25 protein-coding genes are annotated in these 24,968 nt (G+C 63.5%); 15 read left to right on the plus strand and 10 right to left on the minus strand.

Annotated elements, in window-relative coordinates:
- Positions 1 to 23 precede the first annotated feature (23 nt).
- Positions 24 to 1,457, minus strand: a complete 1,434-nt coding sequence (locus tag HNO82_RS14980) for an MFS transporter (protein ID WP_008325314.1) — start codon at positions 1,455 to 1,457, stop codon at positions 24 to 26.
- A gap of 414 nt (positions 1,458 to 1,871) precedes the next feature.
- Here HNO82_RS14980 and HNO82_RS14985 point away from each other — a divergent pair, with 414 nt between their 5' ends.
- Entirely contained in the window at positions 1,872 to 2,825 is a 954-nt protein-coding gene (locus tag HNO82_RS14985; RefSeq protein WP_175344273.1) for a 2-hydroxyacid dehydrogenase, read from the plus strand.
- Positions 2,826 to 2,895: 70 nt separating this feature from the next.
- The gene (locus HNO82_RS14990; protein WP_175344274.1) at positions 2,896 to 3,807 is read left to right on the plus strand and encodes a LysR family transcriptional regulator; all 912 of its coding nucleotides are present in this window, start codon (positions 2,896 to 2,898) and stop codon (positions 3,805 to 3,807) included.
- A 2-nt stretch (positions 3,808 to 3,809) separates the two neighbouring features.
- Here the strand turns inward: HNO82_RS14990 and mntP are convergent, their stop codons facing one another.
- The gene (gene mntP / locus HNO82_RS14995; RefSeq protein ID WP_175344275.1) at positions 3,810 to 4,391 is read right to left on the minus strand and encodes a manganese efflux pump MntP; all 582 of its coding nucleotides are present in this window, start codon (positions 4,389 to 4,391) and stop codon (positions 3,810 to 3,812) included.
- On the opposite strand from mntP, the gene HNO82_RS15000 reads away from it, so the two are divergent.
- The gene (locus tag HNO82_RS15000; RefSeq protein WP_175344276.1) at positions 4,390 to 4,542 is read left to right on the plus strand and encodes a hypothetical protein; all 153 of its coding nucleotides are present in this window, start codon (positions 4,390 to 4,392) and stop codon (positions 4,540 to 4,542) included. The two genes, mntP and HNO82_RS15000, sit on opposite strands and share 2 nt — an antisense overlap.
- Positions 4,543 to 4,680: 138 nt before the next feature.
- On the opposite strand, the gene HNO82_RS15005 is transcribed toward HNO82_RS15000, so the two are convergent.
- Positions 4,681 to 5,619, minus strand: coding sequence for a cation diffusion facilitator family transporter (locus tag HNO82_RS15005; protein ID WP_008325306.1), 939 nt, complete (start codon positions 5,617 to 5,619; stop codon positions 4,681 to 4,683).
- A gap of 257 nt (positions 5,620 to 5,876) precedes the next feature.
- Here HNO82_RS15005 and HNO82_RS15010 point away from each other — a divergent pair, with 257 nt between their 5' ends.
- Together HNO82_RS15010 and HNO82_RS15015 are read left to right on the plus strand one after the other, a co-directional pair.
- A complete protein-coding gene (locus HNO82_RS15010; protein ID WP_175344277.1) occupies positions 5,877 to 7,514 on the plus strand; it encodes a flagellar assembly protein A in 1,638 nt (545 codons plus the stop codon).
- A gap of 107 nt (positions 7,515 to 7,621) precedes the next feature.
- Entirely contained in the window at positions 7,622 to 8,020 is a 399-nt protein-coding gene (locus tag HNO82_RS15015) for a cytochrome c oxidase subunit Vb family protein (protein ID WP_175344278.1), read from the plus strand.
- Between the two features lie 21 nt (positions 8,021 to 8,041).
- Here HNO82_RS15015 and HNO82_RS15020 read toward each other — a convergent pair whose 3' ends face one another.
- On the minus strand, positions 8,042 to 8,890 hold the full coding sequence (locus HNO82_RS15020) for a LysR family transcriptional regulator (protein WP_175344279.1): 849 nt from the start codon (positions 8,888 to 8,890) through the stop codon (positions 8,042 to 8,044).
- A gap of 126 nt (positions 8,891 to 9,016) precedes the next feature.
- Between HNO82_RS15020 and HNO82_RS15025 the strand changes: the two genes are divergently transcribed.
- From HNO82_RS15025 to HNO82_RS15040, 4 genes are all read left to right on the plus strand, one after another.
- Complete coding sequence (locus HNO82_RS15025; RefSeq protein WP_175344280.1) at positions 9,017 to 10,036, plus strand: bile acid:sodium symporter family protein; 1,020 nt, start codon at positions 9,017 to 9,019, stop codon at positions 10,034 to 10,036.
- Positions 10,037 to 10,163: 127 nt separating this feature from the next.
- Positions 10,164 to 10,535, plus strand: a complete 372-nt coding sequence (locus tag HNO82_RS15030; protein WP_175344281.1) for a VOC family protein — start codon at positions 10,164 to 10,166, stop codon at positions 10,533 to 10,535.
- Between the two features lie 117 nt (positions 10,536 to 10,652).
- Positions 10,653 to 11,387 carry a helix-turn-helix transcriptional regulator gene (locus tag HNO82_RS15035; protein ID WP_050978055.1) on the plus strand — a complete coding sequence of 245 codons (735 nt, stop codon included), beginning with the start codon at positions 10,653 to 10,655 and terminating at the stop codon, positions 11,385 to 11,387.
- 137 nt (positions 11,388 to 11,524) lie between these two features.
- Positions 11,525 to 12,046 carry a hypothetical protein gene (locus tag HNO82_RS15040; RefSeq protein ID WP_008325295.1) on the plus strand — a complete coding sequence of 174 codons (522 nt, stop codon included), beginning with the start codon at positions 11,525 to 11,527 and terminating at the stop codon, positions 12,044 to 12,046.
- Between the two features lie 81 nt (positions 12,047 to 12,127).
- Here the strand turns inward: HNO82_RS15040 and HNO82_RS15045 are convergent, their stop codons facing one another.
- From HNO82_RS15045 to HNO82_RS15055, 3 genes are all read right to left on the minus strand, one after another.
- Entirely contained in the window at positions 12,128 to 12,961 is an 834-nt protein-coding gene (locus HNO82_RS15045) for a GGDEF domain-containing protein (protein ID WP_175344282.1), read from the minus strand.
- Between the two features lie 142 nt (positions 12,962 to 13,103).
- The gene (locus tag HNO82_RS15050) at positions 13,104 to 14,672 is read right to left on the minus strand and encodes a methyltransferase regulatory domain-containing protein (RefSeq protein ID WP_175344283.1); all 1,569 of its coding nucleotides are present in this window, start codon (positions 14,670 to 14,672) and stop codon (positions 13,104 to 13,106) included.
- A gap of 54 nt (positions 14,673 to 14,726) precedes the next feature.
- The gene (locus tag HNO82_RS15055) at positions 14,727 to 15,170 is read right to left on the minus strand and encodes a nucleotide pyrophosphohydrolase (protein ID WP_175344284.1); all 444 of its coding nucleotides are present in this window, start codon (positions 15,168 to 15,170) and stop codon (positions 14,727 to 14,729) included.
- 194 nt (positions 15,171 to 15,364) lie between these two features.
- Between HNO82_RS15055 and HNO82_RS15060 the strand changes: the two genes are divergently transcribed.
- The 4 genes from HNO82_RS15060 (at position 15,365) to HNO82_RS15075 (ending at position 18,769) form a co-directional block, all read left to right on the plus strand.
- Entirely contained in the window at positions 15,365 to 15,958 is a 594-nt protein-coding gene (locus tag HNO82_RS15060) for an attG domain containing protein (protein ID WP_175344285.1), read from the plus strand.
- Between the two features lie 341 nt (positions 15,959 to 16,299).
- Complete coding sequence (locus tag HNO82_RS15065) at positions 16,300 to 17,952, plus strand: methyl-accepting chemotaxis protein (RefSeq protein WP_175344286.1); 1,653 nt, start codon at positions 16,300 to 16,302, stop codon at positions 17,950 to 17,952.
- A 185-nt stretch (positions 17,953 to 18,137) separates the two neighbouring features.
- Positions 18,138 to 18,347 (plus strand): hypothetical protein, encoded by a 210-nt coding sequence (locus tag HNO82_RS15070; protein WP_008325282.1) that lies wholly within the window; start codon positions 18,138 to 18,140, stop codon positions 18,345 to 18,347.
- Between the two features lie 266 nt (positions 18,348 to 18,613).
- Positions 18,614 to 18,769, plus strand: a complete 156-nt coding sequence (locus tag HNO82_RS15075; protein WP_008325281.1) for a hypothetical protein — start codon at positions 18,614 to 18,616, stop codon at positions 18,767 to 18,769.
- 42 nt (positions 18,770 to 18,811) lie between these two features.
- On the opposite strand, the gene HNO82_RS15080 is transcribed toward HNO82_RS15075, so the two are convergent.
- Together HNO82_RS15080 and HNO82_RS15085 are read right to left on the minus strand one after the other, a co-directional pair.
- Entirely contained in the window at positions 18,812 to 19,849 is a 1,038-nt protein-coding gene (locus HNO82_RS15080; RefSeq protein ID WP_175344287.1) for a TRAP transporter substrate-binding protein, read from the minus strand.
- An 82-nt stretch (positions 19,850 to 19,931) separates the two neighbouring features.
- Positions 19,932 to 20,681, minus strand: coding sequence for an SDR family NAD(P)-dependent oxidoreductase (locus HNO82_RS15085; RefSeq protein ID WP_175344288.1), 750 nt, complete (start codon positions 20,679 to 20,681; stop codon positions 19,932 to 19,934).
- Between the two features lie 283 nt (positions 20,682 to 20,964).
- Here HNO82_RS15085 and HNO82_RS15090 point away from each other — a divergent pair, with 283 nt between their 5' ends.
- Positions 20,965 to 21,852, plus strand: coding sequence for a LysR substrate-binding domain-containing protein (locus HNO82_RS15090; RefSeq protein WP_175344289.1), 888 nt, complete (start codon positions 20,965 to 20,967; stop codon positions 21,850 to 21,852).
- An 86-nt stretch (positions 21,853 to 21,938) separates the two neighbouring features.
- Positions 21,939 to 23,984, plus strand: a complete 2,046-nt coding sequence (locus tag HNO82_RS15095; protein ID WP_349627568.1) for a transketolase family protein — start codon at positions 21,939 to 21,941, stop codon at positions 23,982 to 23,984.
- 532 nt (positions 23,985 to 24,516) lie between these two features.
- Here the strand turns inward: HNO82_RS15095 and HNO82_RS15100 are convergent.
- Positions 24,517 to 24,726: a cold-shock protein gene (locus HNO82_RS15100; RefSeq protein ID WP_006461922.1), complete on the minus strand. Its 210-nt coding sequence runs from the start codon at positions 24,724 to 24,726 to the stop codon at positions 24,517 to 24,519.
- Positions 24,727 to 24,968 lie beyond the last annotated feature (242 nt).

Genomic DNA, 24,968 nt, shown 5'->3' on the forward strand with positions numbered 1-24,968 from the left:
CGCTTTCTCCATGCACTGCGCGCTCAGGCTTCGTCCCCCGCCTTGCGTACCGTGATCGGCTCCACTACGCTCAACAGCAGCACCAGGCACAGCAGCGAAGTGCCGACCATGTAAAGGAAGACACTGCTCCAGTCATAGCGGTCCAGCAGCATTCCCACGGCCAGGGGTGCACAGGCGCCACCGATCTGGCCCAGCGAATTGACGATGCCGAACGCGGTCGGGTAGGTGGACTTGGTGGCCAGGCCCATGGGATAGGCCGAATAACCGGCAAAGCCGATCCCCAGCATCAGGCCCGACAACATCAGCATGGCGCCGAGATAGAGCACGCTGTCGGGCGCATCCACCAGCATGAGCGTCATCACGGCGGTACCCAGCGCGCCCAGCAGCATCATGGGCTTGCGGCGGCCACCCAGCAGGCGGTCCGAGATCACGCCCCCCAGCATGTTGCCCGCGACCGCACCGATGAACGGTGCCGAGGCAAGGAAACCCATCTTCACCGAAGCAAATCCCTTGACCGTGACCAGATAGGTCGGGATCCACGACATGAAGATATTGCTGATGCCGATCATGCAGCCATAGCCGAGAGCCACGCCGATCACGTTCCAGGACGTGAAGACCTGGCGCAAGGTCTCCAGGCGCGGCACACGACGGGTACGGTTGATGCCGTCCAGCCATGGCATCGGTGCCACCTGCGCACCCTGCCCCGCAACAGTGCCGGCGCTGGCCGCACCGGCCGACAGCTCCTGGGTGATGTAACGGCGCTCGGCCTCATTGCAGAAGCGGTTTTCGGCGGGCGAATTGGTCACCAGGAAGAACCACAGAATGGCCAGGAAGATGCCCGGCACCGCAAACACGTAAAAGATTTCGCGCCAGCCCCAGAGCTGGATGACGATGATGCACACCGTCGGCACGATCAGCGGACCCAGCTTGGAAGCCGCAATCCACAGTCCGGTGGCGGTCCCCTTTTCCTCCGGCGGGAACCAGCGATTGATGACGTTGGTACAGCCAATGCCCAGTGGCCCTTCCGACAAACCGAGACCGACACGGTAGAGCTGCAACAGCAGCACCGATGAAGTCGTGCCCATGAGCCCGGTAAACAACGAGGTCAGCAACATGAAGACGGAAAACAGCATGCCGGTGGTCTTGGCACTCAGGCGCTTGTACATCAACCCGACCGGAATCTGCACCAGACCATAGGCAAACGAAAACAGACTCACGATCAGTCCGGCCTCGGTGTTGGAGATGCCGTACTCCTTTTTCATGTACGGCAGGGCGATGCCGAAATTGGCGCGATCGGCGCAGGCAATGGCCCAGATCAGGAAGATCAGGCCCATCACCACCCAACGGTAGCGGGTGGGTTTCTGCTCTGACAAACGGCTGGCCGCAGGGGCAGCAATTGCAGAGGATGCGGTGGAACTATGGCGGCCGACGGGGTCGGCGGCGTCGACAGGATTCATCGTCGAACTCCTTTGGTGGCGTGTCTCGTGGTTATCGTTATGGTTGGCGGCAACGGCGTGGCGATGCGCCCGTGTCAGGAGGGCAGCGCGCGCTGCCTCCGGTGTGATCCCAGGTTCATGCTTGTCTCCAGTGCAGGTGGCGGGCTTTGTTGTGCGTCCCGCAAAGGGATCTGTTGGCGCCCGACGTTGATGGCGACCTTGCGTGTCTTGCAGGCCGACGCCGGGAATCATGGCCGTGCCCCTGCGTGGCGTCCAATCTTTTCTGGCTATCAGGTGATGTGCAGATTGAATCGATATTGATACCCGATCAGGTGCCATTTCCTGAATCAATTGATAGCCTTTTCGGATTGGACGTGCTGGCGGAATGCCCGCATCATCGCCCCGCATTGCCATCGAACGAGAAGGAGTTCTCCCATGAAACGCCACGTACTGCAGCTCAATCCCATCCTGGTTCCTGCCATCAATGACAAGCTGGAGAATCTCTATCACATGCACCGCCTGTTCGAGCAGGAGGACAAGGAAGCCTACATCGCACGCCACGGGGCCGTCATCGAAGGGGTCATCACCGGCGGCCATACCGGTATCAGCAACGCCCTCATGGATCGCCTGCCGGCCTTGAAGGTCGTGGCCGTCAATGGCGTAGGGACCGATGCAGTGGATCTGAACCATGCGCGCAGCAAGGGCTTGCCGGTCACCGGCACCTTCGGTGCACTGACCGAGGACGTGGCCGATCTGGCGCTGGGCCTGATGCTGGCGGTGAGTCGGCAGATCTGTCCGGGTCACGCCTTCGTGCAGCGCGGTGACTGGGTGCGCCATCCTTCGCCGACGGCGATTCCCCTCTCGCGTCGCCTCAGCGGCAAGCGCGTGGGCATCGTCGGCATGGGCAAGGTCGGCCGTGCCATCGCCCAGCGCGCAGCGGCCTTTGGCTGCCCCATCGCCTACACCGACCTGCGCGCCATGGACGACCTGCCCTACACGTTCCAGCCGGCATTGCTGCAGCTGGCGCGCCAGAGCGATGTACTGGTGCTGGCCGCTGCCGCCGACAAGGCGCAGGGCATCATCAACGCCGCCGTCCTGGATGCGCTGGGACGCGAAGGCATTCTCATCAATATCGCGCGCGGCAAGCTGGTGGTGGAAGAGGATCTGGTGGATGCCCTGCAACGTGGCGTCATTGCCGGTGCGGGGCTGGATGTGTTCGTGGACGAACCCAACGTGCCGCCGGCCCTGCTGCAGATGGACCAGGTGGTGTTGCAAGCGCATCGCGCCAGCGCCACCGTGGAATCGCGCACGGCCATGGGCGAGATGGTGCTGGCCAGTCTGGCGCAGGGGCTGGCAGGGCGGCGCCCCGAAGGTAGCCTGACCACCTGAATCCGACCACGGCCGCAGCGGGGAGCGGCCATGCCTATAATGCAGGCGCTCCCCTTACCGGCACATCCTCATGCTCGATCTGGCTCAAGTCCGTTGTTTCGTGGTCGCTGCGACCGAACTCAATTTCCGTCGTGCGGCGGCGTTGCTGAACATGACCCAGCCGCCTCTGTCACGCCAGATCCACTTGCTGGAACACCGGCTGGGTGTGCAGTTGTTCGAACGGGTGGGGCGCACGGTGCGGCTCACCACCGAAGGCCGGGTGTTCCTGGCCGACGCGTCGCGCCTGCTGCAATTGTCGGAACAGGCCGAGAGCACGGTACGCCGCGCCAGCCAGGGCAAGACCGGGCGCGTGCGGGTAGGCTTCACGGGCGCGGCCGGCTACGAGCTGATCCCGGAGTTGCTCATGCAGGCGCGCAAGAGCCTGCCCGAGATCGATGTGGTGCTGTTCGAACTGATTTCGGTGGCGCAGCTGGAAGCCTTTAGCGCCAACACCATCGATATCGGCTTCCTGCGCCCGGTATCGTCGCGCCAGCCGCTGGAATTGCAGCTGGTCGATGAGGAACCGCTGGTGCTGGCCATGCCCCAGGGGCATGCGCTGGCGCTGCATGAACGCATCGCCACCAGCCAGCTCGATGGTCAGCCCTTCATCATGCACTCCCCCACGCATGGCAAGTACTTTTACGAACGCATCATGGCCATGCTGGGCGCGGCGGACGTCAAACCGGATTTCACCCAGTACATCGACCAGAGCCATACCATCCTCTCACTGGTACGCGCCGGCCTGGGCGTTGGCATCCTGCCTGCCTCGGCACAGCGTTTCCATTACGATCGGGTGGAGTTCCGGCCGCTGGCCGGGGAGGTGCCGCGCGCCGAGATGAGCATGGCGTGGCGCGCGGACCAGGACAATCCGGCGGTGACGGCCTTTCGCCTCATGGCCACCGGATACTGCGCCGAGCGCGCGGCACGACTGCACAGGGCCTGAGTTCAAGCGCCCGCGCGGCTCATGTGCTCGTAGAGAATCGCTGCGCCCACGCCGATGAGAACCACACCCCCGACAATCTCGGCACGCTTGCCGATCAGATGGCCCAGCACGCGGCCGACCATCACGCCGATGGTGACCATGGTGGTGGTGGCCAGGCCGATCAGCAATGAGGCTTCCAGGATGTTGACATCGATGAAGGCCAGGCCCACGCCCACGGCCATGGCGTCGATGCTGGTCGCCACAGCGGTGAGCGCCAGCATGACCACGGATTGCTTCTGCGGGGTCGCATCGGCCTCGTCTTGCTCATCATCCTCGCTCAGACCTTCGCGGATCATGCGCGCGCCCAGCACCAGCAGCAGTACGAAGGCGATCCAGTGGTCCCATTCGGCGACCCACTTGGTGGCCACGGAACCGGCAAACCAGCCGATGAGCGGAGTGATGGCTTCGATCACGCCGAACAGCAGACCGATACGCAGCGCCTGCAGCAAGCGTGGCTTCTGCATGGCGGCACCCTTGCCGATGGCTGCCGCAAAGGCGTCAGTGGACATCGCGAGCGCGAGAAGAACGAGAGCGGGGAAATTCATGAACGGGGTTCCTTGGCCGGGCGAAGTCCATGGACGTGCCTGCGCGCCCAGCCTGGCCGCAGGATACGTCTATGGTCTCGCCTACCTGGATGGCTACCCGCGCCACGGCATCGATGCTGCCGAGAATGTTGACACGGGCTCTTCCGGATGACCCGGAAGCTGGCTACTCCCCAAAGAGAAGCCCGGATTTTAAACGAAGACGGCCGTGCCCGACAAGTCGTCGTGCAGAGTTCGTCACAATGTAGTGCTCCACGCTACACAGTGTATTGCCACGCAGTCATTGTGACGATCAGTGCGCTGCCCCCTGCTCCACCGGATCCACATGCGTCATCACATCCAGCACATGATGCGCCGCCAGCACCCGCCGGCGCGCATCGATGGCAATGGCATGGCCCTCGGTGACGGTGAGGGCGCCATCGATTTCCAGATGCACGTCCACCAGCGTCAGGTCACCCATGCGCCGCGTACGCAGATCATGCAGCCCCTGCACGCCGGGCGTGGCGAGGATGGTGGCGCGGATAGCCTCGGCTTCCTCGGCCGAGACGGCACGGTCCATCAGGTCATGCAGCGCGCTCCAGAAAAATCCCCAGCCGGTGCGCACCACCATCAAACCCACGACCGCCGCCGCCACCGGATCAAGCAAGGTGAAACCGGCCAGGCTGCCGACGATGCCCAAGGCCACCACCAGCGACGAGGCCGCATCCGAACGCGCATGCCAGGCATTGGCCACCAGCATGCTCGAACGCACGCGCTCGGCGATGCGCAGCATGTAGCGAAACAGCAGTTCCTTGGCCAGCAAGGCCGCCAGTGCCACCCACAAGGCCGCCACGTGTACTGGCGGGGTGTGGCCGTAATGCTGGATCTTCTGCGCCGCCGATACCAGCATGCCCAGACCCACGGCCAGCAGCAGCGCACCGAGTGCCAGCGAGGCCGCCGTTTCGTAACGCTGGTGACCATATTGATGATCGTCGTCGGCCTGCTTGCGGCTGTGGTGCCCGGCCAGCAGCACCACGAAGTCGGAAATGAGATCAGACAGCGAATGGATGCCGTCCGCAATGAGCGCCTGCGAACCGGAAAACACGCCCGCCGTGACCTGCAGCATCACCAGCGCGATGTTGACCACGATGCTCACCAGCGTACTGGCACGCCCGGCACGATAACGTGCCGCACTCAAGGCGTCGTCGCGAGGATCTTCCCCCTTGAAGTCTTCTATTTGGGTACTTAACATAAAACCAACGATAAGAGCCTAATCTAGAGCCAAAATTGGCAAAACTTGTGCTATCGAACAAATTACTGGATCATCTTGCCACATTACAATGTCAACTGTATTGCGTCAGGGGGACTGCCGCCGGCATGATGCCGACCCGGCACGTATGGATGGCGCCTTGAGGGCGCACGCCTCCATTGCACAAGACGATATCGCGGCCGCCATCACCCGCAGGGGATCCGCAGCAGACCCGGTGCAGCATCACATCGAGGAACAGCATGAACCAAGCAACTCCGCAACCGCTGTCGTTTGCGTTCGACCGGGCCAGCGGCGAACTGAGCGCAACGTGGCAGCCCACGCCGGGCTTCCCGCCGCTCACGCTGGCCTTCCTGAAACAGTCCATGACCGATCATGGTCTGACCAAGCTGTTTTTCCAGGATTCGATCCTCAACGCCTTCGTGCGCAAGGCAGAAGATGCCAAGGAGGCGGTCACGCAGGTCATCGCCGAACGGCGCGATGGCGAGTTCTCGCTGGAGGTGGCCGATGACCTGATGACGGCCTCGCTGACCCTGGTGCCGCCCTATGGGGGCCGCGCCAAGAGCGTGGAAGTGGTCAACGCCATCCGCGCGGCCGGGATCACCTACGGCATCCTGCACGAGCAATTGCGCGGCGCGCTGTCGGCCGGTTTCTGCAACAAGCTGGTAGTGGCCCAGGGTCTCATGCCCACGCCGGCCGAGCCGGCTCGTTTCGAGAGCCTGCTGGAAGAAAAGGAAGAGGAGCTGGCCGACATTGACGAAGATGCCGTGGTCTCCTACGCCGACATGGGCCATATCCTGCTGGTCAAGGTGGGCGATGCGCTGATGCGCCGCATTCCGCCCGTACCGGGCCAGGACGGCATCGACATCCGCGGCGGCAAGGTACCGGCGCGGCCGATTGCCGACGCCCCCTTCTCCAAGGAATGTATCGGTGCCGAGCCCAGCGAGGACGACCCCAATCTGCTGGTGGCCATCGTGCCGGGCCAGCCCACGGTCATCAAGAATGGCGTGAAGGTCAATCCGGTGCTGGATGTTGAAAACGTCGACCTCTCCACCGGCAACCTCAGCTTTGAAGGCACGGTCAAGGTCTCGGGCGACGTGCTCACGGGCATGAAGATGCACGTGGGTGGCGACGTGGTGATCAACGGTACCGTGGAAGCGGCCGAGATCGTGGCCGGCGGCAGCGTCACCGTCAAGGGCGGCGTGATCGGTCACAGCGAAGGCGTGACGGCGCAGGCCGGGACCACCGCCATTGCCTCGCGCATCAGTTCGCAAAAATCGGTGCAGGTGATGTTCGCCGAGAGCGCCCACATCGAAGCTGCCGAAGACATTCTGGTGCTGGGCAATGCCCGCCATTGCGAACTGCTGGCCGGCAACGAGATCACGGTGGGCAAGGGCAATCCGCGCACCGGCCACATCATCGGCGGGCGCGTGGAAGCCACCAACCTCATTCGTGCCAACGTGATCGGCGCCTCGACCACCACGCATACGCGCATCCAGGTCGGTCTCGATCCGTATCTGGAAGAGAAGATCGCCATCAAGGAACAGGAATACACGCGCAAGGTGGCCGAGCTGGACCGTACCATCAAGCAACAGAGCTACTACAAGCTCAACCCCGAGAAGGCCACGCCGGAAATCCTCCATGAGACCAGCGACAAGCGCAAGGCGCTGGCCTACGAGGTCAAGGTGCTGCTGGAAGAAGTGAGCCAGATGAAGGAAGGCATGGTGGCCGCGGAAGACGCTCGCATCATCGTGGCCAAGGCGGTCTACGAAGGGACCGAGTTGCGCATCGGACATGAGGTGTGGCCGGTGCAATCCGACCTGGGAGGCGGTACGGCACAGCTGTTTGAAGGCGATATCCGCTACAACCCGAAAAAGTAGGTTTGCCCGGTTTTCTTGTTTTCGCCAGCCTGTGGATAAATCGTTTCTCGCATTGGCACTGCGTTTATCCACAGGACATCAGGCTTTACCACTGATCCATTGCTCCCATGCAAGACCTGCTTCCCCATCCAGACCTGGCGCAATTGCGCGCCCTGGCTACCGAGAGTGCGGCCATCACCACGCCCTGCAATTGCCGCACAGCCGACAGCCGCGGCTGGATCAGCCTGCCGCTGTCCTTGCCGGAGACCCAGCTGGTGGACGTGGCCACGCTCATCACCGACCCCTACGACGAACCGACCTTCACCGAATACCATCCGCACGGCACGCGCTATGCCTCGCCGGAGGCGCCCATCGCACCGGCCTGGTATCCCTGCAACCGCAGCAACGTCGCCCGCTGCACGCAATGCGGGCGCCATTATCTGCGCTACGTGGAAGCCGGTGGCTACTTCGTGGACCGGCGCATCCGTTCACTGGCGGACCCCGCCCTGATTGTCGAGACGACCTGAAACCCGCCCCGGACAAGCTGTTCAGCCACGACTCAGGCGGCTGGCCATGAGGATCTGGTAGAGCGTATCGGCCGGGCGCGACAGGCGCCGCGCGGTCAGGGCTACATATTCCACATCCGGCAGGCGCGGCAGGGCCGCGTGATTCAAGGGCTCCACCAGGTCGCGTGAGCCCAGGTGCTGCGGCAGGGCTGCCAGACCCAGCCCGCCGCGCGCAGCCGCCATGCAGCCGGCATGACTGCCACTGGTGCAGACAATGCGCCAGTGATGACCCGACTTGCCCAGTGCCTGCAAAGTGGCCGCGCGGGTGATGCTGGGCTCGGGCAGCAGGATCAGCGGCAAGGGTTCGCTCAGATCGACCAGCGTATCGGGGCGCGTAAGCCACTGCATGGGGGTGGAAAACATGCTGTGTCCGCGTGACTCGCCCGCGCGGCGCTTGCCGACCAGCAGGTCCAGCTTGCCTTGCTCCAGCGCGGCATACAGATCGCTGGTGAGCCCGATGGTGATTTCCAGTTCGACTTCCGGATGCTGGCTGCGAAAGGCCGCCAGCATGTCCGGCAGCGGGCCCATGGCAAGGTCGTCGGAGGTGCCGAAGCGGACCCGGCCGCGCAAGCGCGGGGCACTGAACTGCGCTTCGGCCCGCGCATGGGCCTGCAGGATCAGGCGCGCGTGCACCAGCAGGCTCTCGCCATCGGCGGTCAGCGCCGAGGAATGCGTGTCGCGCACGAACAGGCGTCGCCCCAGACTTTCTTCCAGGCGACGGATATGGTCGCTCACGGTGGATTGCGTCAGGCCAAGCTGGCGCCCGGCCTCGGTGAAGCTGGAAGCAGTGGCAGCCGTGGCAAAGGTCTGGAGCCAGAGGGGATTGAGCATGCGGCCATTATCATCGGATTTTCCGATGACAGTCAACGCGATCAGAGGGGTTCCCGATAGCCGTGCACTTTCCTATGATGAGGGCAAACCCGGGCAATTTCCTTCCATTTTCTTCGCGAGCGCGCCATGAACCGCTTCCTCCCCGACCGCTTCACCCAGTTGCTCATCGGCACCGTGCTGCTGGCCACCCTGTTCCCTGCCACCGGCGGCTTCGAGCATTTCATGCACATCGCCAGCAATGCGGCCATCTCGCTGCTGTTCTTCCTGCACGGCGCCAAGCTCTCGCGGGAGGCGGCGCTGTCGGGGCTGAAGCAGCCACGCCTGCATCTGCTCACGCTGGCTTCCACCTTCCTGCTGTTTCCCCTGCTGGGCCTGGCCCTCAGGAGCGCCGTGCCCGACCTGCTGACGCCGCAGTTGTGGATGGGCGTGCTGTTCGTCTGTACGCTCTCCTCCACGGTGCAGTCTTCCATCGGTTTTACCTCGATCGCTCGCGGCAACGTGCCGGCGGCGATCTGCGGCGCCACCGCCTCCAACCTGCTGGGCATCGTCATCACGCCGTTGCTGGTGACGCTGCTGCTGCATCGTCACCACCAGGCCAATGGCATGACGCAGGTGCTGAGCATCCTGCTGCAGTTGCTGCTGCCCTTCGTGCTGGGCAACCTGATGCGGCCCTGGATCGGCGCCTGGATCAATCGCCACAAGGTCATCGTCAACGTGGTTGATCGCGGCGGCATTCTGCTGTCGGTCTATGCCGCCTTCAGCGTGGCCGTGGCGCAGGGCGTGTGGCACCTGTTTCCGCCCGCGCAACTGGCCTTGCTGGTGCTGGTCAATGCCGTGCTGCTGGGGACCGTGCTGCTGGCAACCACCTATGGCGCCCGCGCCCTGAAGATGCCGCGTGGTGATGAAATCGTGCTGGTCTTCTGCGGCTCCAAGAAGTCGCTGGCCTCGGGCATTCCCATCGCTTCGGTGCTGTTTGCCGGCAGCGGTGCGGCCGTGGTGCTGCTGCCGATCATGCTGTTCCACCAGATGCAGCTGATGCTTTGCGCGGTGCTGGCGCGGCGCTATGCGGCCCGGCACGATAGTGATAGTGAACAAATCGGCCAGACCGCGCAGCCGGAGGGCGCCCCGGCCACGGCGACGCGCTGATTCGTGAAGGTTGCTTCCTCAGGGCGCGAGGGCTACTGACAGAACGGTGTCAGTAGCCCTCACGCATGATGCGCTCCATGCCAACCGGCATGCACAACGCTCCCCTCACAAGAAAAGGAAGAACATCATGCAAACCCAAGTCAACTGGTTCGAGATCGCCACCAAGGACCTGCAGCGCGCCACCCGCTTCTACGAAGCCGTTTTTGCCACCACGCTGCGCCAGGAACAACTGTCGGAAGAAGGACCGATGGCCATCTTCGTGCGTGACGATGGCCAGTCCGTCGGCTGCCTGACCTCACCCGGCTGGCTGGAGCCGACCCGTCAGGGCACGCTGATCTATCTCGATGCAGGCCCTTCCATCCAGGCCGTCCTGGATCGCGTCGAGGCCGCCGGTGGCGAAGTCACCATGCAGCGTTTCCAACTGCCCAACGATATCGGCTATATCGCCCAGTTCATCGACAGCGAAGGCAATCGCCTGGCCCTGCACGCCATGCACTGAATGCTGTGGCGCGCCCGCTGAATCTCACGCCCGCATCTTGCACAGCAGCATCGAAGTTCGTGGCGGGCCAGGAGCATGCGTGCCAGAATGGCGCGCATCTTTTTTTCTCTGCCAGTCATGCGTCGAGCCGATCGCCTGTTCCAGATCACCCAATACCTGCGCGGACGCCGTCTCACCACGGCGCGTCAGCTGGCGCAGTGGCTGTCGGTGTCGGAACGCACGGTCTATCGCGACATCCGCGACCTGTCGCTGTCAGGTGTGCCGGTGGATGGCGAAGCCGGGGTCGGCTATCGCATCAAGCCGGGCTATGACCTGCCGCCGCTGATGTTCAACAGCGATGAAATCGATGCACTGGTGATCGGCATGCGCATGGTGCAGGCCTGGGGCGGCCCGCAACTGGGGGCTGCGGCCGCATCGGCGCTGGCCAAGGTGGTGCTGGCCCTGCCCAGGGAAAAGCGCGATTTCGTCGAGGCCACGCCGCTATTTGCTCCGGCCATGCAGGACGATGGCAGCCAGGGTGAGCGGCTGGAAGCCATCCGCCAGGCCATCAACAGCCGCCACAAGCTGCTGCTGCATTACACCGATGCCCAGCAGCGCAGCAGTCAACGCGTGGTATGGCCACTGGCGCTGGCCTTCTTTGGCGGTACCTGGCTGCTCGCGGCCTGGTGCGAGCGGCGCGAGGACTTCCGCTCCTTCCGCCTGGACCGGGTGCAACAGATGAGCGAACACGGCCACTATCCGGACCGCAATGGTCGCCGCCTGCCAGACTTCGTACGCGCCATGCGGCGCCAGGCGCGCGCCTCCTCTGCGACCTCGACAGGTACGGACACACCGTCCACCCCACCCGCCTGACTCCACCTGCCGCCTTGACACCGCAAAAATACGGTGCCGCTTGGAAAAAATCACGAAAGCCCCCTACAATCGACTCCCCGGCCCGCCCTGCGCGCCGTACCGACAACATGCCAAGACGGCAATTTCCGGGAGTTCGCTTGAAGATCGTATCTCGCCTGTGCACCTGCCTGCGTCCGCGCGTGTCTGCGCTGGTGCTCACGCTGGCCGGTGCCATGGCTGCAGCACCGGCGGCTCAGGCCGCGCCGCAGCCCAGCTTCGGCATCGAAGTCGGCAATGCCCTGCTGTGCCTGAACCAGCTCAACAGCAAGTATTTCTTCGATTACCTGGTCGCCGCCTTCGGCCCGCCCTACAAGACCGAGGGCGGTGCCTACTGGTTCAAGGCCTCCAATGTCTCGCTGTGGGGCATGCAGCCCACCGATTTCCTGGTCAATGACAGCAACAGCCAGGCTGATTTCATCGGCGCCTACTTCAAGACCACGCCGGTCAAGCTGAGCGATGCCATCAAGGCGGCGCTGGGCATCCGCTTCACGCCCGAGGATGACTCGGCCTATCCGGTGCGACAGTCGCAGGCCGGCAGCAAGATCGTCTACAACGACACCAACGCCAAGATGTATTGCGCCAAATCCAAATTCCTGGTCCCAGGACCCGAGCAACCCTGACTCCGAGCTGGGCCAGCCCCATGAAAAATGCCGCGCGGTGGGCGACCATCGCGCGGCATTGTCATTGGGTCCTGGGCGTGGCTACGCTATCGACGCCTTCACGAGATCTTCGCTGGTACGAATGCAGTCGCGGCCCGACGCCTTGGCCAGCGCCAGCGCCTGTTCCGATTCGCGCAGCACGGTATCGGGTTCGTCCACCTGGCGCTGCGGTGCCACGGCAGCAATGCCGATGCTGATGGTCACGCGGCCGGTAGGACTGGCGCTGTGCTCGATGTTGAGTTGCTCGATCGACGTGCGGATGCGCTCGGCCACGATCAGCGCGCCTTCCAGGCGCGAGCCCGGCAGCAGCACGGCGATCTCCTGGGTACCGAAGCGCGCCAGCAGGTCCTCCGGGCGTACGTTGGTATCACGGATGGCGCTGCCGACGCGGCGCAGTACCTTGTCACCGGCCATGCGGCCATAGCTGGCGTTGTATTCGTCGAAGAGATCGATGTCGATCATGATGATGGCCAGCGACAGACTGGTACGGGCCGCACGGTTGAATTCTTCCAGCAGTCCGCGCTCGAACTGGCGTCGGTTGGCCAGGCCCGTGAGCGCATCCTCCAGGCCCACGCCGGCCAGGGTCTTTTCCATTTCTTCCAGGTGGGTGCGGGCATCGTCACGTTGCTCCACCAGTTGCTTGTGCTCATCCTGCAGCTGCTGCATGCCCGCTTCCAGCTCGGACAACGGTTGCAGCAACTGCCGCGCCAGCCCCCAGGACAGCAGCGCCGATACGAGCACCAGCAGCACGGCAGCGACGGCCAGGCCCTGAGTACTGCCATTGAGGGCCATGGCGGTGAGCACGATGGCTGTCAGCAGCGCGGCAGCGGTGCCGGCCAGGGTCAGGCGTGTTTGGAGTTTGCGGGACAGGGACATAAGCTGGAAACCGACTTTCCTTAAAGAGAGCTTCGGCGCCTCGATGGCAGACAAGGCAGATGCGGCCGTGCAGGCCGACAATACGGCCACGCGGAATGCTACAGGCTAGTGCGCTGCGATGCAACGCGCATTGCGCGCCGGATCAGGCCACCTGCAAGGCCCGCAGCAGGGGGAGCCGGGTCCGTGCAAACAGTCGCGCCTGGGTGGCCAGTTCGGCCAGGTTCTCATCCTCGGCTTCCAGCCGCACGCCATCGCGTACCAGCCGCTTGCCCTGCGCGGCGATATGCCGCCAGGCCTGCGCGGGCCAGGCTTCGACGTCATCGCCGCAGACTTCACGCGCCAGCAGGAACAACTGCTCGACCCGCTCCACCTTCACGCCGCCTCCGGTCAGCGGGCTGACCAGGTGGCTGATGTCGCCCTCCTGGCTGTCCGGCAGCACCAGCGCCGCGCGTTGCAGCAGATAGGCATTGAGGTCGGCCGTGCGGCGCGCGATCTGGGCCTGGGTGGCGGCGTCGGGCTCGGGCGGCAGCGGTGCGGCGTGGCCGGTACCGATGAGCATGAGGGCCGAGTCGATCACCTGCGCCAGATTCAGATTGCGATGCGCCAGCGAGGCCGCCAGGTCCACCAGAGTATGCGGCCGGTAGTCCGAGAGCGCCTGCAGGATGGGCTCGTAGATCAGGCGGTTGAGCGTGATCTCGGAGGCCACGTTCTGGATCGTCAGCGGCACCTTGTCCGGTTCGGTCAGCAGTACCACGCTTTGCAGCGCCAGGGCCTGCACACGCTGGCGCTCGTCCTGCACCTGGGCGCCACGGACCCAGTAATCGCGGCGGAAAGTCTGGTTGACCATGAAGTCGCGCGTGCTCTGGTACAGCACCGGGTCGTCGATCCCGGCCAGGCACTGGCGCTGCGCGGGCGTCAGGTTGGCCATGTCGAGATGGTCGATGTAGTGCGCCGGACAGGCAAACTGCAAACCCGCCGGCGAGAAGCGACGATGGATCTCGGCAAACGCTTCGGCATGCCAGTCACGGTTGAAGTACTCGTGCGCCAGGTAACTGCGCGGCTGCTGCAACAGCAGCTTGAGCCGGTCCCGCATGAAGGGGTTGGCCTGGGCGTAGACCGGGTCGGTCTCGAACAGACGCGTCGCGAAGGCCAGCGCAGCCTCGATGCGGTCCGCGGTAGGCAGGCCGCGTTCCTCGTTGCCGGCCAGTTGCGTGTGCTGCACCAGCAGGTCGCGCAGCGGCATGAAAGCCGACCAGCCCGGCTGGGTGTTGTAGCTCAGGTAGAGCACCCCGCCCGGTTTGAGCTTGCGGTCGATGAAATCCAGAATGATGGAGCGGTTGTCTTCGGACACCCAGCTCCAGATACCGTGCAGGGCGATGAAATCGAAATCCGGCAGATCGTCGCGACGACAGAAGTGCGAGAAGCTGGAGTCCTCCAGCTGCGCGCCGCTGCCGCTGGCGGCCGCCAGCTCCCGGGCGAAGGCGGCCTGCAAGGGATTGAAATCATTGCCCCACCAGCGCGTGGTGGACGCCGCAGCGTGGAAGTTGGTCGACAGCCCCTGGCCGAAGCCCAGTTCGCAGGCAGTCTGGATGGCCGGCGCCTGCAGGCCGTGGAAGGCGAAGGCCAAGGGCAGGCGTGCCGGATTCATGCCGGGGTAGTAGCCGTAGGTATAGGCGATGTCGACGACGTAACCGTCATTCCAGTTGGTCAAGGCAGGCTCCGGGCAGCGAACGTGGGAAGTGGGCAAGCAAGGAAGAGGCCAGCCTCAGGTGCGAGTCGGGGCATCGGGCGCGCCTTCATCGGCATCATCGGCCGGGCTGGCCAGGGCACTGTATTTGCGCGCATTGCCACGAGCCAGCTCGACCGGGTACTTGCGGCGATTCAGTTCCATCTTCTCCAGCACTGCGCTGCGCAGATCCACCCCGGTGTGGTCGGCCAGCTGGATGAGATAGACCAGCACATCGGCCATTTCATGACGGATGCCCGTGCGCGCGGCATCGTCCAGTTCATGGTCGGCGCCGGTGGGCAGCCACTGGAAATGTTCCATCAGCTCGGCCACCTCCACCGACAGGGCCATGGCCAGGTTCTTGGGCGTGTGGAAACGCAGCCAGTCACGCTCGCCGGAAAAACGGCGGATGAGCTCGCGCAGTTCGTGCAGATCGGACGGGGCGCCCGCAGGAGGAAGCGGGCCGGAGGGAGAGTCTGTCATGGGCTTGGCGTCGGATCGGATGTTGTAGTATTGCCTTGTTGTCGGCCAGGTACTTTATCACCAACCCACACAAACCGGCCTGCACGCTTGATCTGCGACAGGTTGGAGTTAGCGGCAATGATGCACAATGCCTCAATCCATCTCACGCCTGTTGATGAAATGGGTTCGAGGAAACACGCCACATTCTGACGAACATGCTGACACTTCTCCGTTCCCCGCTGCGTCTTCTGTCCTGCGCCCTGCTGGCCACCGTGATCCTGGCCACGGGCTGTGATCGTCATATCGACGACGAACTGGCCGCCCATGAAGCGGCGCAGACCACGCTGGGCGTCACCCCCAGGCAATTCTCCGATCGCTTCAACAAGCGCCTGGCCGACGTGCTCAAGGACATGAACGTGGAAGAGCCCGAGCACATGGCCCGTCTCTACATGCTCGATGCGGCACGCCTGCATCCGGGCCAGTACGAATATGTGCTCGATACCCGCGTGGGGCCGGCCCAGACCACGCTCATCGGTACGCTCAACAAGAAGGGCGAGCTGCGCAACGTCGGCGTGATGATGACCAACAAGGTCCCCGGCGCCCGTGACGAATTCCTGATCTGTGCGACCAGTGCCGCGCGCAGCTTCATCTCCGGTGGACAAGACAAGCTGCTGCCCCTGATTACCCGACTCACCACGGTCGCCCTGGACAATCCCGGCCAGCGCATGACTGAAGTGGTGGCCGACCAGTTGCTCTCGGTAGAAGTGGTCCCGCAGGGCGTGCTGTTTCAGGTACAGCCGCGCCAATGATCTGCGCCCCGGCCTGCCGGTGACGATGACGATGACGGGCGGAAACAGTTTCCACCCATCAAAGCCAATGCTGCCCCTGTTTCTGATGCACCCATGGAAAGGTCTGCCTGTTTAAAGGATTGAAAGCGCGGACCTGGGTTTAGATTCTGATGATCGTGGTTTCCGCGTTGCGCCGACCAGGCCGGACACAGGCTGGCAGCCTGCATGAGAAGCGGAAAGGCCACAGAACGCCTTTACACCAGGGTCGTCGCGCTTGGGGAAAAAGTGCGACGGCTTTCTATAACAGCGGCAGGACCGTGATCCCGCAACGTCAGGACCGGTCAGGGCAATGGGGGGCAAGCATGCGCACGAATCTACCGATCACCACCAATGAACGCTTGTTGGAGGATGGCAAGTCCATCGTCTCCAAGACCGACCTGCAGGGCAACATCACCTACGTCAATCCCTACTTCGTGGACATCAGCGGTTTCGACGAAGAGGAGCTCATCGGGGCACCGCAGAACATCGTGCGCCATCCCGAGATGCCGCGCGAAGCCTTCGCCGACATGTGGGCCACCCTCAAGGAAGGACTGCCCTGGAACGGACTGGTCAAGAACCGCTGCAAGAACGGCGACTACTACTGGGTCCAGGCCAACGTCACCCCGGTGCGCGAGAACGGCCGCGCGGTCGGCTACATGTCGGTGCGTACGCGCCCCACGCGGGAACAGGTGCAGGCTGCCGAGAGCGCCTATCGCCGCTTCGTCGCCGGCCAGGCGCGCGGCCTGCGCATCCGTCGCGGCGCAGTGGCGCGCACCGGCTTGATCGGCTGGCTGCAGGGGCTGCGTGATCTGTCGCTGGCCAGGCGGCTGGGTTGGCTCATGAGCGTATTGACGCTCATGTTCATTCTCGGTGGTGCCGTGGCCGGCAGTGCCTTGCAATCAGCCGGGGGCAGCCCGTATGCGGTCTGGCTGGGCACGCTGGCTGGCGCCGTCCTGCTGCTGGGATCCTGGGCGGTGCTGCATGCGAGCGTCGTGGCGCCCTTGCGACGCGCCATCAAGGCTGTCCATGGCCTGGCCGGTGGCGACCTCGATCTGCATATCGATACCGATGCACGCGGCGATATGGGACTGCTGCTGCAAGCCCTGCAACAGCTCAACGTGAACCTGCGCGCCATCATCGGTGACGTACGCCGCAACGTCGAATCCATGACCATCTCCACCGGCGAGATCGCCAGCGGCAACATGGACCTCTCGGGCCGCACCGAATCGCAGGCCTCGGCGCTGGAGGAGACGGCCTCCAGTGTCGAGCAGTTCGCCGCCACCGTGCGCCAGAATGCCGACTCGGCCGCCAACGCCGACCGCCAGGCGCAATCGGCCTCGGCCATCGCCCAGCGCGGCAGCCAGTCGGTGCAACGCATGGGCAAGACCATGCAGGAGATCGACGCCGCCTCGCACAAGATCGTGGACATCATCGGACTCATCGACGGCATCTCTTTCCAGACCAACATCCTGGCGCTCAACGCCGCCGTCGAAGCCGCCCGCGCCGGCGAGCAAGGGCGCGGCTTTGCGGTGGTGGCATCCGAAGTACGGACCCTGGCGCAACGTTCGGCCGCCGCGGCCAAGGACATCAAGGGTCTCATCGACGACTCGCGCGCCAAGGTCGAAAGCGGCAACCAGCTGGTGCGCGAAACCGCGCAAGCCATGGGCGACCTCGGGGGCGCGGTGGAAAACATGGCGGTGACCATGGCCGAGATCACGGTGGCCAGCAACGAACAGAGCGGCGGCATCGAGCAGCTCAACCAGGCCGTCAATGCCATCGATGAAACCACGCAGCAGAATGCCGCCCTGGTGGAACAGGCAGCCGCAGCCGCCGAAAACCTGCGCGACCAGTCCGTCAAGCTGAGCCAGGCGGTCTCGGTATTCAAGATCAGCTACGGCAGCCCGCGCTCGCCGGCTGCTGCGTCAGCCGCCACCGCGACACGCCAGAAGGAATCGACCCTGGCGCTGGCGCAGTAAGTGGGCAGGGCATGTCGCTGCAACAACATGCCAACACCGCTTTACAAGGCATTGCATTTCTTTACCCGTTGCAGGGCTGTCCGCACCTTTGCAGGGGCGGCGCGCTTGCCTATGATGAACTCCTGTCCGCATCTCCCTCACCAGAGGGGGATGCCGGCTGCCTACCTACTACAAGGGAGTTTCACATGAGCGTATCTTCGGTCTCCTCCAGCAACAGCAGCTTCTACAACACCATCATCCAGCCGATCAAGAATGTCGCCTCCGAAGTCGGTGATGACATCGAGAGCGCCTACGACACCACGGTCGATGCCGTTTCCTCGGCCGCCCACTCGGTGGCCGACAGCGTGAGTTCGGGCATCAAGGCCATCGGCAACATCATCGATACCTCGGCCTGATCCTGAGTACAGCAGCATGGCGCAGGAATGGCGCCATGCAATCATCCCCGCTTTGCGACTGACCGCCAGCCCGAAGCCTCTCTGCTGGCCATCCGTTTTCACCGGGAGCTGCGCACATGGACAAGGAGCACGTGCACTGTGTTGACTGAGCCTGTGCGAAAGGTATCGACATCCTTTGTTGCAATTGCCTGACTGCGCTTAGCAAACTGTCGGTGTTCAATGCTGCCTCACTGCATCTCTTTCCTTTTCTTTGCATGAGGTTGACCATGAAACGATTGACGACACTGCTGGCAGCAGCACTGCTGCTGACCACACTGGGTGGCTGCGTCTGCGCCCCCTGGTTCTGCGGTCCGGGACCGGGCGGCGGAGGTGGGCCACGCGGCGGCTGGGGCGATGGCGGCCACGGTGGCGGGCCGCGCTGAGCGCGATACGAGCGGCCGGACCATCGTCCGGCCTTTTTCATTTCAGCCCAGCGCCCCTACGCTGCCTTCCAGCAGTTTCCAGGCGTCCTCGCCGAACTTGGCACGCATGTCCTTGTAGAAGTTGGCCTGCGCCAGCGCCTGCTTGAACGAATCCTTGTCGGCCTCGATGATCTGCAAACCCTTGCCCGCCAGGTCATTGCGCGCCATCCCGGAGAAGGTGGCGATGTCGGCACGCTCATCGGTAGCGGCCTGGTCGAGTTCACGGCGCACGATTTCCTGGATGTCCTTGGGCAGCCTTTCAAAGGCGCGACGATTACCCAGGATCCAGTAGGCATCCCATACGTGATTGGACAGCGTGCAGAATTTCTGTACTTCGTACAGGCGCGCAGTGCTGATGATGGCCAGGGGATTTTCCTGCCCTTCCACCAGCTTGGTTTGCAGCGAGGAATAGACCTCGTTGAAGTTGATCGGTGTGGGGCTCGCACCCAGCGCCGAAAACAGCGAGGTCAGCATCGGTGCCGCCGGCACGCGCAGCTTCAGGCCCTTGACGTCGGCAGCACTCCTGATCGGCCTGGTCGAGGTGGTGATCTCGCGAAAACCATTATCCCAGGGCTTGGACATGGCCAACAGGCCGACCTTCTCGATCTGTGCGCGCACATGGGCCCCCAGGGCGCCATCCATGGCTTTCCAGACGGCGGCGTAATCCTGGAAGGCAAAGCCGGTATTGACGATGCCGGCTGCCGGCACCAGGGTGGAGAGCACCGTGTTGGCCTGATTGAAGAACTCCACGCCGCCATTGCGGATCTGCGACATCAGGTCGGTATCCGACCCCAGCTGGTTGGCCGGAAACAGCTTGATCTCCATGCGTCCGTTGGTGGCATTGCGGATGCGGTCGATGGCTTCCTGGGCGCGTTTGTTGACCGGGTGGGACGGGTCCTGGCCGGTGGCGAATTTATAAGTAAACTCGGCCGCACTGGCCGGCCGCGTGAGAATGGAAAACAGCGGCAATGCAGCGGCCACGGCGCCCGCCTTCAATACCTGGCGGCGGTGGATTTTCTTGGATGCGATCTCGTCTTTCATCTTCTGTCTCCTGTCGTTTTTTTAGAACTCATGGTGGGAATCGATGAAGCCGCGCCGGCCGCTACGCCGGCGCCAGAACAACTCAATGGATCAGCATGCCGCCGTTGACATCCAGCGTGATGCCGGTGCAGTACTGCGACAGGTCGCTGGCCAGGAACACGCATACGCCGCCCACATCCTCCGGCCCGCCCAGACGGCCCAGGGGAATGGTCTGGGCGATCTCGGCCTTTTTCTCCGCGCTCAGGATGTCCTTGTTGATGTCGGTCGAGATGAGACCTGGCGTGACGCAATTGACGCGGATGCCTTCCGGTCCGAACTCGCGCGCCATGGCGCGCGCCAGCCCCAGTACCCCGGCCTTGGCCGCCGAATAGTGCGGACCGCCCAGAATGCCGCCACCGCGCTGGGCCGACACCGAGGAGATGCACACGATGGAACCGCTCTGCTGCGCGCGCATGGCCGGCAATACGGCCTGTGACATGTAGAGCGTGCCGCGCAGGCTGACGTCGAGGATACGGTCGTAGTCCTTGCCGCTGATGTCGAGGAACTTGGCCGGCTGGGTGATACCGGCATTGTTGACCAGGATGTCGATGCGACCGAACTGCCGCAGCACGGCCTGCGCCGCCGCCTCGCAGGACGCCTTGTCGGTGACGTCGGCCACCAGGCCCAGATGACCCTCGCCCAGGCGAGCCGCTGCCGTCGAGGGCTCGGCGCGTTCCAGATCGAGGATGACGACGCGTGCGCCTTGTGCGGCCATCAGGCGCGCGGTGGAAAATCCCAGGCCGTTGAGGCCGGCGCCGCCGGTGATGACGGCGACTTTGTTCTTGAGCAGCATGGTGTGGTCTCCTGAAAGTGACATGCGAACGAGCAACAGCGAAGACCTGCGCCACCTAGCAGGCTGGCGGCTGCCGGTGCAATGGCACTCGTGGATGGGTGTCTGCCTGTTGTTCTGGCGGCGATCTTCGAACTTTCATCCGACGCCGACAAGTGATGCTTTGTCATGGAAATGTGACGAAGCTTCATCTGCCGCATCGATGCGCTAAAATCGGCCGCACGCCCACGCCGGTGCATGCTGTAGCGCAGCAGAATCCTTCACAAGAGCAAAAAAACGAGACACCATGATTCCTCCATTGACCTCCCTGATGGCCTTCGAGGCGATCGCGCGCAGGAAGAGTTTCAACCTTGCCGCTGCCGAACTGCACCTGACGCCCTCGGCCATCAGCCACCAGGTCGCGCGACTGGAAAAGCTGCTGGGGCTGCGTCTGTTCGAGCGCTCCACCAAGGGGGTGGAACTCACGCCGGCAGGGCAGAGCTATCTCAACCGGGTGGCCGGTGCGCTCGGTGCGATCAATTCGGCCACCGACGATCTGCGGCATGGTGTGGAGAATTCGCTGCAGATCCACTCCAGTCCCAGCTTTGCCAGTCTCTGGCTGATGCCGCGCATCGGCCGCTTCACGCAGCGCCATCCGGAGATTGCCTTCGGCTTGTCGGCCTCGCCGGAAATATCCGATTTCGAGATCGGACAGGTAGACCTGGATATCCGCTGTGGCGTGCCGCACTGGCCGGATCTGGAAATCGAACCGGTGCTGTCGGAGCAGGTGATTCCGATGGCCAGCCCGGACTTCCTCGCGCGTCACCGCATCGAGACACCGGAAGACCTGGTGCTGGCACCGCTGATCCAGTCGCGCGGCAGTCTGCTGCAATGGCCGGAATGGTTTGCCCGCTACGCACCGGACCTGCGCCCGGAACGCATCGCACTGCGTTTCGACCGCGCCATGATGAGCATCGAAGCGGCGGTACAGGGATTGGGCGTGGTCTTCGAGAGCAACGCCTTCGGCGCCGGCCATCTGGCCAGCACTCGCCTGCAGCCGGTGTTTGCCGAGGGCATGACACTGGAGATCACGCAACACTTCGCGGTCTGTCCGGCGCGCAACAAGTCGCGGCCTGAGGTGGTGCTGTTCCTGCAGTGGTTGCGCGAAGAGAGCGGAACGATTTCGCCTAGTTGAAGCCAATTCAGCCAAGCCTGAATTTTCATCGCTTGCCTGCATGTGCACTGCGCGCCAAGAATAAGCCTCCACCATTACAACGGAGACTGACGCACCGCCCCGCCACCGGGTCGGCGCGCCTTGATGTCATGACCCCACATCCCCTGCAGCCGCTGGCGCATGCCATCCGCTTCCTGTCCATCGATGCCATCGTGCGTGCCACCGAGGGCCACCAGGGCGTTCCGCTGGGCATGGCCGAGATCGCCACGGCCCTGTATGCGCGCCATCTGCGCTTTCATGCGGACGACCCGACCTGGCCTGACCGCGACCGCGTGGTGCTCTCCAATGGTCACGGCTCGATGCTGCTCTACAGCCTGCTCTACCTCACCGGTTACGAACACATCACGCTGGAGGAACTGCGCAACTTCCGCGAGTTCGGCTCGCACTGCGCCGGCCATCCGGAATACGCGCCGCATCTGGGCATCGAAGTCACCACCGGTCCGCTCGGCCAGGGCATCGCCAATGCCCTGGGCATGGCCGTGGCCGAGGCTTATCTGAATGCGCGTTTCGGCGACGACATCGTCAACCATCGCACCTATGCCTTCGTCGGCGACGGCTGCCTGCAGGAAGGCATCGGACAGGAAATGATTTCGCTGGCCGGTCACCTGCGTCTGTCCAAGCTCACCCTGCTGTGGGACGACAACCAGATCACCGATGATGGCGCCACCGAGCTCTCCATCAGCGAGAACGTGGCCGAGCGCTTCCGCGTGGCGGGCTGGCATGTGGTGGAAGTGGACGGGCACGATATCGATGCCGTCTCGCGCGCACTGGATGCCGCACACGCCTCGGACCGGCCTTCGATGATCGCCTGCCGAACCGTCATCGGACGTGGTATCCCGCGCGTGCAGGGCCAGCGCGGCGGTCACAGTGCCCGCCTGTATCCGGAGGATGCCCAGGCCGCACGCGCGCTGCTGCAATGGCCGCATGCGCCCTTCGAGATTCCACCGGAGATCCTCTCGCCGTGGCGCGGATTCGGTCAGCGCCATCGCGATGAACATGCGGCCTGGCAGCGGCGTCTGCAGGCCCTACCGGCGACACAACGCGCCGAATTCGAACGCCTCCTGCGCGGTGACTTGCCCGACCGATGGCAGGACGTGTTGCTGCAATTCAAACGCACCGCGCATGAGCCCGCGCAGGCGCAAGGCGGCATCCTGATCTCGGCCGCCCTCAACCAGTTGCTGGCCGAAGTGATCCCGGAACGCATGGTCGGCTGCGCCGATCTCGAAGCACCCACCGCGCACAAGGGTTCGCTCAACGCCTTTACTGCCGCCGACCGCAGCGGTGCCTACGTGCATTGCGGGGTGCGTGAACATGTGATGGGCGCGATGGCCAATGGCATGGCCGCGCATGGCGGCGTGATCCCGCTGGCCGTGACCTATCTGGCCTTCTCGGATTACGAACGCCCGGCCATGCGCATGGCCGCGTTGATGGGCTTGCCGGTCAAGTTCGTGTTCAGCCATGACTCCATTGGCATCGGCAAGAACGGGCCGACACACCAGCCGGTGGAAATCCTCGCCGCGCTGCGCGCCATGCCCAACATGCTGGTGATGCGTCCGGCCGATGCCAGCGAGGTGGTGGAATGCTGGGAAGTCGCCATGCAGCATCGGAGCGGGCCGGTGAGCATGGTGTTGGCTCGACAAAGCTTGCCGCCGGTGCGCAAGCGCTTCGAGGTGAGCAATCTGAGTGCGCGCGGCGGCTATGTGCTGGCAGAGGCGCAATGCGGGGCGCGCCAGGTCACCTTGCTGGCCACTGGCTCGGAGGTCGCCATCGCCTGCGCTGCGCGCGATCTGCTCGAAGCCCGTGGCGTGGCTACGGCGGTGGTCTCACTGCCATGCTGGGAATTGTTCGACCAGCAGGACAGCCACTATCGTCACGCCGTGCTGGGCAGTGATACGGTGCGCGTGGGGATAGAGGCGGCGCTGCGCTTTGGCTGGGATCGCTACCTGGGGGAGCGCGGTGGTTTCGTCGGCATGACGGGATTCGGCGCACCGGGACCGGCCGATGTGCTGTACCGGCATTTCGGGATCACGCCGGAGGCGGTGGTGGCGCAGGCTTTGCAGCTGCTGGATGGTCCACACAGACTGGCTACATAAACCATTTATATCGTTTATATTGTTTCCAGAACGCAAAAAGCCCATCTGAAACCAGATGGGCCGTTCATTGATTAACGCTGGATTCCCTCATGACCCTGGCGATCTGCCAGGTGCTGCAAGAGTGTCCCGCCCGGCCTATCTGGCCGGTGCTGGACTCAATCCAGGTGTTCGTGTTGTGGTCCGGAAGCCGCCGTTGGTGCGGTCCGGTGTCACGCTTCTACGAGCGATTAATTAACTATTTGCTACACGGCTTGCGCCGTGATCGACGCGCCCCTGCCGTCAAAGTTCACCTGCCCGCACTATCTGCACGGCCACAGGAGAGTCTCTGGCAGGGGCGGCGCCCTGCGCTGCCCTCTCCTTCGGAACCGACCCTCCCTGGCTATCTGCCAGGTGAGCGTCTGCGAATGAATTCGCGCCGACATGAAAGGGCTGCGGAGTCTGCCGGCCTGGTCCCTGGAGCGTATGGAATTCCGGGGACGTTCAGGCGCGGACAGCGGGGATATCCTGCTTCGCTTGCGCGAAAATCGCGGTCTTAGATGACCTTGATGTTGGTGGCCTTTTCACCCTTGGGACCGACACCGCGGTCGAACGACACGCGCTGGTTTTCCGACAGGCTGCGGAAGCCGTTGGACTGGATGTCCTGGAAGTGCGCGAAGACGTCGGCACCGCCGGCATCAGGAGTGATGAAGCCGAAGCCCTTGGCATCGTTGAACCATTTGACTACGCCGGTTTGAGTGCTCATGTTTGTTTCCTTTGGAAAGTTTGGGACGAATGAAGGCATCTGCCTGGAAGGCACTTGAAACCAAGAACTGAAACCGAAGGAAAGAAAACAGAACGACCGAGGAGGGAACGACAGTCAGGCGGAATTGGAACCAACAAGAATACAACTTGATGCAAGTACAAATCGTATTGTACACCAATTGCTACAACGTGCCGTGATCTGTTGATAAATGTGTGGTTTTTCTGTCGGCATGTCCAGCGTGT

The organism is Herbaspirillum sp. C9C3 (assembly GCF_013359625.1).
In the GTDB taxonomy this organism is placed as follows: Bacteria; Pseudomonadota; Gammaproteobacteria; order Burkholderiales; family Burkholderiaceae_D; genus Herbaspirillum.